Source organism: Jiangella asiatica, assembly GCF_004349065.1.
Taxonomy (GTDB): Bacteria; Actinomycetota; Actinomycetes; order Jiangellales; family Jiangellaceae; genus Jiangella; species Jiangella asiatica.
This window is the reverse complement of record NZ_SMKZ01000004.1, coordinates 183,094-190,314: the sequence shown is the minus strand read 5'-3', so window position 1 is coordinate 190,314 and position 7,221 is coordinate 183,094. Positions and strand designations below refer to the sequence as shown.

Sequence of the window (7,221 nt, the reverse complement as noted above, 5' to 3'; positions counted from 1 at the left end):
GGGTGGTGTGCATGGGTCCGACGGCCTCGGGGTCGATGGGGTAGGTGAAGCCGGCGGGGGTTGTCCACGACGTATGGCCGTCGGGGCCGGTGTGGATGGTGTGGCCGTGGTGGGTGCGGTCGAGGTGGTGGGTGCGGTGCAGGGCCCAGGTGTTGGCCGCGCCGGTGGTGCCGCCGTCGTGGTAGGGGATCTTGTGGTCGATGTCTGCCTCGCATGACGGTCGGGTGCAGGTGGGGAACCGGCAGGTGATGTCGCGGGCGATGACGAACGCGGCGAGCGCGGCGGGGGGTGCGTAGGTGGTGTGCCGTATTCGAGAGGACTTTTCCGGTGGCGGGGTCGGTGAGCAGTCGGCGCAAAGTGGCGTCGGCGGCGATGCGGCGTGCGGTGGTGGCGGTGATGGGGCCGTGGCCGTCGAGCCAGCCGGGTTGGTCATCGGTTCCGGCGAGCGTGCTCACCGGCACCGTCGCCTGAACGGTCGCCGCCCGCCCTCGTCGTCTGCCGAGCCGGAGGACACCGTCCCCGCCGCCACCGCGCTCGTCGCCTGTGGTCGTGGCCCGGCCCGAGCCGGTGGCGCTGGTGCTCGTGCAGGTGGGGGTGGCAGCAGCCGAGGTGCTCATGGGACGCCACTCTCAGCAGTTGATGGCAACTTATCATAAGTATGTTCGATCAGCAAGGCCGCTGGCGCGGGGTGGTGCAACGCGCCGGATGGGCGTTCCCTCGGGTCCAGGCGACTGAGAGAGCCGTCCGGCTCGACGTGCCGACCAGAACGCATGGCCAGGAGGTCCGACACCGGCCAGCCAGGGGTCACCCGCGTTCGGCACGGACGACCTGGGTCACGGCGTCCAGTACGGACGGCCAGGCCGGCGACTCAGGATCGATGAGCGCAAAGTGCTCGACGCCGGGCAGCTCCACCAGCGACGCGTGCGGGCCGGCGGCCGCGGCGTAGCGCCGGCTGAGCTCCGGCGGGACCTGCTCGTCGTCGGTGCCGTGTACGAGCACCGTCGGCACCGCGGCCGGGGTGAGGCGGAGAGGATCGGCGGCGGCGTACCGCTCGGGTACGTCGCCGGGGCCGCCGCCCAGGAAGTCTCGCGCGGCGCCCCCGTCGAGGTCGAGCTCGGCCGCCGCCGGGAGGTCGAGCACCCCGGCCAGCGACACCACACCGGCCACGGACGGGGGAGGCGCGGCCAGCCGCCATGGTGCGGACGCCGGTGCGCGATGCCGCGAGGCCGCCCAGACCGCCAGGTGCCCACCGGCCGAGTGCCCTACCAGGACCGCGTCCGGCGGCGGGCTGGTCGGTGCCCGGCCGGTCGGTGCCTCGCGAAGCGCCGCGGCCACCGCCGCCGGGACGGTGTCGACCGCGAGCGCGACGTCGTCGAACGTGGTCGGCCAGCCGCCGTCACGGCCGACCCGGCGGTACTCGATGGCTGCCACGACGTACCCGGCCGCCGCGAGCCCGGCGCACTGTGGCCGGGCGTGGCGGCGGTCGTACTCCTCGCGCCAGAACCCGCCGTGCACGACCAGCAGCAACGGCGGTCCGTCACCGTCACCGCCCGCCCCGGCGGCTGAGGGCTCGCCGGGTGGCAGCCACACGTCGGCCACGTGCTCCGGCAACGGCCCGTACGACACGGTCAGGCGTGGCGGGGGAGCGGGCCGGCTGAGCACGCCGCGCGACGACACGACCGTCACCCGACCAGCGACCGCCGCACGACCCAGCGCGGCCGCCTGCCACTGGTGGCGTCGGTGCGCGTGAGCCGGGTGAATCCGGCCCGCTCGAACATGCCGGTGGTGCCGACGTACGCCAGCGACGTGCTGATGCGGGCGCCGCCGGTGTCGACCGGGTAGCCCTCGAGCGCGGGAGCGCCGTGGCCGCGGGCGAGTTCCACCGCGCCGTGCAGGAGCTCCTCGGCGACGCCGCGGCGCCGGTAGCCGGACCGCACCACGAAGCACACCACCGACCACACCGCAACGTCGTCGACCGGCCGGATGGTGGTGGAGCGCAGCAGCCGCCCCATCGACGCCCGCGGGCCGACGTTGCACCAGCCCACAGGCTCGCCATCGAGGTAGGCCAGCAGCCCAGGCGGCGGGCCGTGCGCCACCAGGTCGTGCAGGCGGGCCTCGCGGTCGGCGCCGGGCATGCGGCCGAACTCGCCGGAGGGCAGCAGCCAGGCCAGGCACCAGCACGCGTCGGAGCCGCCACCGCGCGGCGCCAACAACGACCGGAGATCCTCCCAGCGTTCGGGCGTGGCGGGGCGCACCAGCAGCTCCGACGCCGTCGTCGGGGGGGAGTCCTCGGCCATGGCAGCAGTTTGGCTCATGTCACCGACAAAGTCGGCGCGTTACCCTTGCCATGAACCCCGATCACCCCGCCGACCTCCGAGGATTCCTGCCGACGTGTTCGCCACCCTCTCCGACCGCCTCACCGCGACGTTCAAGAACCTGCGCGGCAAGGGTCGACTCTCCGACGAAGACATCGACGCCACCGCGCGCGAGATCCGCGTCGCGCTCCTGGAGGCCGACGTCGCCCTGCCGGTCGTCAAGGACTTCATCGCCGCGGTCAAGGAGCGCGCCCGCGGCGCCGAGGTCTCGCAGGCGCTCAACCCGGCGCAGCAGGTCATCCAGATCGTCAACGACGAACTGGTGCGCATCCTGGGCGGCGAGACCCGACGGCTCCGCTTCGCCAAGCAGCCGCCGACGGTCATCATGCTCGCGGGCCTGCAGGGTGCCGGTAAGACGACGCTGGCGGGCAAGCTCGCGATGTGGCTGAAAAGCCAGGGCAAGCAGCCGCTCCTGGTCGCCGCCGACCTCCAGCGGCCCAACGCCGTCACCCAGCTGCAGGTGGTGGGCGAGCGGGCCGGCGTCGCGGTCTGGGCGCCCGAACCGGGCAACGGCGTCGGCGACCCGGTCGCGGTGGCCAGGTCCAGCATCGAGCACGCCACCAGCAAGCTGTACGACGTCGTCGTCGTCGACACCGCCGGCCGGCTGGGCGTCGACGAGGAGATGATGCGGCAGGCCGCCGACATCCGTGACGCGGTCAAGCCTGACGAGACCCTCTTCGTCGTCGATGCCATGATCGGCCAGGACGCCGTCACCACGGCCACCGCCTTCCTCGAGGGCGTCGGGTTCGACGGTGTCGTGCTGACCAAGCTCGACGGCGACGCCCGCGGCGGCGCCGCGCTCTCGGTCGCCTCGGTCACCGGCCGGCCGGTCATGTTCGCCTCGGCCGGTGAGAAGCTCACCGACTTCGACGTCTTCCATCCCGAGCGGATGGCCTCGCGCATCCTCGACCTCGGCGACATGCTGACGCTGATCGAGCAGGCACAGAAGGCGTTCGACGCCGACCAGGCCGAGGAGATGGCGCGCAAGCTCTCGGCCAAGGGTGGCAAGGACTTCACCTTCGACGACTTCCTGCAGCAGATGCAGGCGATCAAGAAGATGGGCTCGTTCAAGAGCCTGCTGGGCATGCTGCCCGGCGCCGGCCAGATGCGCGAGGCACTGGAGTCCTTCGACGAGCGCGAGCTCGACCGCGTGCAGGCCATCGTCCACTCGATGACCCCGGCCGAGCGCGACAACCCGAAGATCATCAACGGCTCTCGCCGGGCCCGCATCGCCCGCGGCTCCGGCCGCCAGGTCAGCGAGGTCAACCAGCTCATCGAGCGGTTCTTCATGGCCCGGGAGATGATGAGCCAGGCCGCGCGGGGCAAGCTCGGTGGCCTGGGCAACATGCCCGGCATGCCGGGCATGGCCGGCGGGATCCCCGGCTTGCCGGGCATGGGGGGCAAGAAGAGCAAGGGCCGCCAGCCCAAGCAGGGCAAGAAGGGCAAGCGCGGCGCCCGGTCGGGCAACCCGGCCAAGCGGGCCGCACAGCTCGCCGCCGCCGACGAACGCCGTGCCCAGGAGGCCCAGCCCGGCCAGGTGCCGTCCGCCTTCGGCGGCGACGCTCCCTCGCCCGAGGGTGGGTTCGAGTTGCCCGACGACATCGCCGAGTTCCTGAAGAAGCGGTGATTACGACAGCTCCGGCCCTGCACGTCCGGGGCGTCGCGCTGCCGGACGGGGAGCACCACGACCTGTGGGTTCGCGACGGCGCCGTCACCTACGAGTCGGTGCCCGGCGCCGAGACCGTCGCCACCGGATGGGTGCTGCCCGGGCTGGTCGATCTCCACTGCCACGTCGGCCTGGCGGCGAACGGCGTCGTCCCCGACGACGTCGCCGAGCAGCAGGCGGTCACCGACCGCGACGTCGGCGTGCTGCTCCTCCGCGACGCCGGCTCGCCCGCCGACACCCGCTGGATGGACGGCCGCGACGACCTCCCGCGCATCGTCCGCGCCGGCCGCCACATCGCCCGCACCAAGCGCTATCTGCGCAACTACGGTTGGGAGATCGAGCCTGACGAGCTGGTCGCCTACGTCGAGCAGGAGGCCCGCCGAGGCGACGGCTGGGTGAAGCTCGTCGGCGACTGGATCGACCGCGACAAGGGCGACCTCGGGCCGTGCTGGCCGCGGTCGGCGCTGGAGCAGGCGATCTCGCGCGCCCACGAGCTGGGTGCCCGGGTCACGGCGCACGTGTTCGGCGAGGACGCCCTCCCCGACCTGCTGGACGCCGGCATCGACGGCATCGAGCACGGAACGGGGCTGTCCGCAGACCTTGTCGCGGGCATGGCCGAGCGCGGCGTCTCGCTGGTCCCGACGCTGGTCAACATCGCCAACTTCCCCAAGTTCGCCGACCGGGGCGAGGCGAGGTACCCCGCCTACGCAGCCCACATGCGCGCCCTGCACCAGCGGCGCTACCAGAACGTCCGCGACGCCTATGACGCCGGCGTCCCGGTGTTCGCCGGCACCGACGCCGGCGGCCAGCTGCCGCACGGCCTGATCGCACGCGAAGTGCTGGAGCTGGTCGCGGCCGGCATCCCGGCGCCGGACGCGGTCTCGGCGGCCTCCTGGAAGGCCCGCGCCTACCTGCTGGGCGGCAGCGGCGTGCTGGACGAGGGCGTCGGCGCCGACCTCTGCGTCTACGCCGCCGACCCCCGGGTCGAACCGGAGACCCTCCTCGACCCCGTTCGCATCATCCTGCGCGGCCGCGTCGTCCACTGACGTCACGCCGCTGCTCCTGGTCGGTGCGACCCGTTCCATGCATGCGCGTTCTGTCGCGCACCTGCGAGCTGCCAGCCCGCGCCGGATCACCAGGACGCCAGGCCGCTGTGAGCTCGGGGCTCGGGCATCACGGGCCTCGTCACCTGATCACACCAGCCCACCGGCGCGCACGGCCTGCCAGACGCTCCACGTCGATGCTAAAGAACTCTTGCTAAAGGGTTTTTAGCAAGATACCTTCAGTGTCATGCCGGATCAGGACCTCAAGGTCAGCAACCCGCAGCGGGTCCGGGCGCTGGCTCATCCACTGCGCCTCAAGCTCATGGACCTGCTCGGCGCGGAGCCGGAGCTGACGGCTACCCAGTGCGCCGAGCTCACCGGTGAAAGCGTCGCGAGCTGCTCGTTCCACCTGCGCATGCTGGCCAAGTACGGCTACATCCAGCCGGGGGAGCGGCGCGGCCGCGAGAAGCCGTGGCGCCTGGTGAGCCGCAGCCGCACCGTCACGCCCGACTACGACGACCCGGACTCCGTGCGGGAGGTGTCGGCGTTCGCTCGGCTCGTCGTGGAGCGAGAGGCCGACCGGCTGCGCCGCTGGCTGGCCGCCGCCCGTACCCAGCCGGAGGAGTGGGTGGGCGCGTCCACCATCACGACGTCGTCGTTCTGGCTGACGGCCGCGGAGATGCAGGAGGTCAGCGACGAGCTCACCGCGTTGTCGACCCGGCTGGCCGAGCGGTTCTCCGGCCGCCGTGACGATGCCCCGAGCCGCCCCTCCGGCGCCCGGTTCGTGCACATCCTCGGCGCGACGAGCGTCGACATCGCCGGCCCCACTGACGCGGCCGACGCATCCTCCGGCGAACCGACGCCATGAACGGCGCGCTCAGGCGACCGGCGTTCCGCCGGCTCACCGTCGCCTGGACGTTCAGCAACGCCGGCGACAGCGCGCTCTACCTCACCGCGCCCATCTGGGCCAAGGACCTGACCGGCAGCAACGCCTCGGCCGGCCTGGTGTTCCTCGCCCTCGGCCTGCCGGTCGTCCTGGCGCCGTTCGCCGGTCACCTGGCCGACCGGATGTCACGCCGCCTGCTGGTCGTCGTCGTGAACCTCGTGGCCGCGCTCGGCGTGCTGAGCCTGCTCGCCGTCGACTCCGCGGCCGACATCTGGCTGGTCTACGCGGTGATCTTCGGTTACGGCTGCGTGGGCTACGTCACCAGCGCGGCCCAGTCGGGGCTGCTGCGTGACCTGCTCGACGACGACGAGCTGGCCGGCGCCAACGGGCTGCTGAGCAGCATCGACCAAGGGCTCCGGCTGCTCACGCCATTGGCCGGCGCTGGCCTCTACGCGTGGTTCGGCGGCGGCGCCGTCGCCCTCCTGACGGCAGGGCTGCTGCTGGTGGCGGCGCTGGTGCTGGTGACCATGAAAGTCCAGGAGACCCCGCCGGTCGGCCGCGGCGAGCGCGCGGGCTTCGGACGCGAGCTGACCGCGGGCGCGCGGCACGTCCGCTCCGTCCCGGTGCTCGGCCAAGTCATCGTGGTGGTGGGCGTCGCGTTCGCACTGACCGGGCTGGCGAACTCGACCACGTTCGCCGTCATCGACGACGGCTTGCGCATGAGCACCGAGTTCTTCGGCGTCCTCGCCAGCATCCAGGGCTGCGGGGCCGTCGTCGCCGGCGTGACGGCGGGCCGGCTCGTCCGGCGCATCGGCGAGCGGGCCGCCGTCGGCGTCGGGTTGACCTGCCTGGCCGTCGGCATCGCCGGCGGGCTCAGCACGTCGGTCGTGCTCGTCGCGGCGGGCACGGTGGTGGTCGGGCTCGGCGTGGTCTGGATGGTGGTGGGCCTGGTGACACTGCGTCAGCGCCTGACGCCGCCACGGCTGCAGGGCCGCGTGTCGGCGGCCACGAACCTCGCGCTCAACGGGCCGCAGGTCGTAGGAACCGCCACCGGCGCCGCCCTCATCGCCTCCGTCGACTACCGCGTGCTGATCGCCGTCATGACCGTCACGATCCTCGCCTGCGCTGCCGTGCTGCTCGTACGCGGCGCCGCCGAGGCGCCCCGCACACCGTCGGCCGCGCCGTCCCTCGCGCCGAACACCGACGACGACCGCTTTACCGGAATCGTCCAGAGCTGACCTCGGAGGTCAC

The 7,221-nt window shown here is 72.7% G+C and carries 7 protein-coding genes; 4 read left to right on the top strand and 3 right to left on the bottom strand.

The window, feature by feature from the left end:
- The 3 genes from E1269_RS05165 to E1269_RS05155 form a co-directional block, all read right to left on the bottom strand.
- Positions 1-433: HNH endonuclease signature motif containing protein (locus E1269_RS05165; protein ID WP_131892049.1), on the bottom strand; the 433-nt coding region annotated here is incomplete at its 3' end.
- Between the two features lie 371 nt (positions 434-804).
- Entirely contained in the window at positions 805-1,686 is an 882-nt protein-coding gene (locus E1269_RS05160) for an alpha/beta hydrolase family protein (RefSeq protein WP_203432934.1), read from the bottom strand.
- Positions 1,683-2,297, bottom strand: a complete 615-nt coding sequence (locus E1269_RS05155; RefSeq protein WP_131892047.1) for a GNAT family N-acetyltransferase — start codon at positions 2,295-2,297, stop codon at positions 1,683-1,685. Before E1269_RS05155 ends, E1269_RS05160 begins: the two co-directional genes overlap by 4 nt.
- A gap of 94 nt (positions 2,298-2,391) precedes the next feature.
- Here E1269_RS05155 and ffh point away from each other — a divergent pair, with 94 nt between their 5' ends.
- The 4 genes from ffh to E1269_RS05135 all read left to right on the top strand — a co-directional run bounded on the left by ffh (position 2,392) and on the right by E1269_RS05135 (position 7,208).
- Complete coding sequence (ffh, locus tag E1269_RS05150) at positions 2,392-4,002, top strand: signal recognition particle protein (protein WP_131892045.1); 1,611 nt, start codon at positions 2,392-2,394, stop codon at positions 4,000-4,002.
- Positions 4,002-5,087, top strand: coding sequence for an amidohydrolase family protein (locus E1269_RS05145; RefSeq protein ID WP_131892089.1), 1,086 nt, complete (start codon positions 4,002-4,004; stop codon positions 5,085-5,087). The genes ffh and E1269_RS05145 overlap by 1 nt, the downstream gene beginning before the upstream one ends.
- Before the next feature lie 244 nt (positions 5,088-5,331).
- Entirely contained in the window at positions 5,332-5,952 is a 621-nt protein-coding gene (locus tag E1269_RS05140; RefSeq protein ID WP_131892043.1) for an ArsR/SmtB family transcription factor, read from the top strand.
- The gene (locus E1269_RS05135; protein ID WP_131892041.1) at positions 5,949-7,208 is read left to right on the top strand and encodes an MFS transporter; all 1,260 of its coding nucleotides are present in this window, start codon (positions 5,949-5,951) and stop codon (positions 7,206-7,208) included. Before E1269_RS05140 ends, E1269_RS05135 begins: the two co-directional genes overlap by 4 nt.
- Positions 7,209-7,221 lie beyond the last annotated feature (13 nt).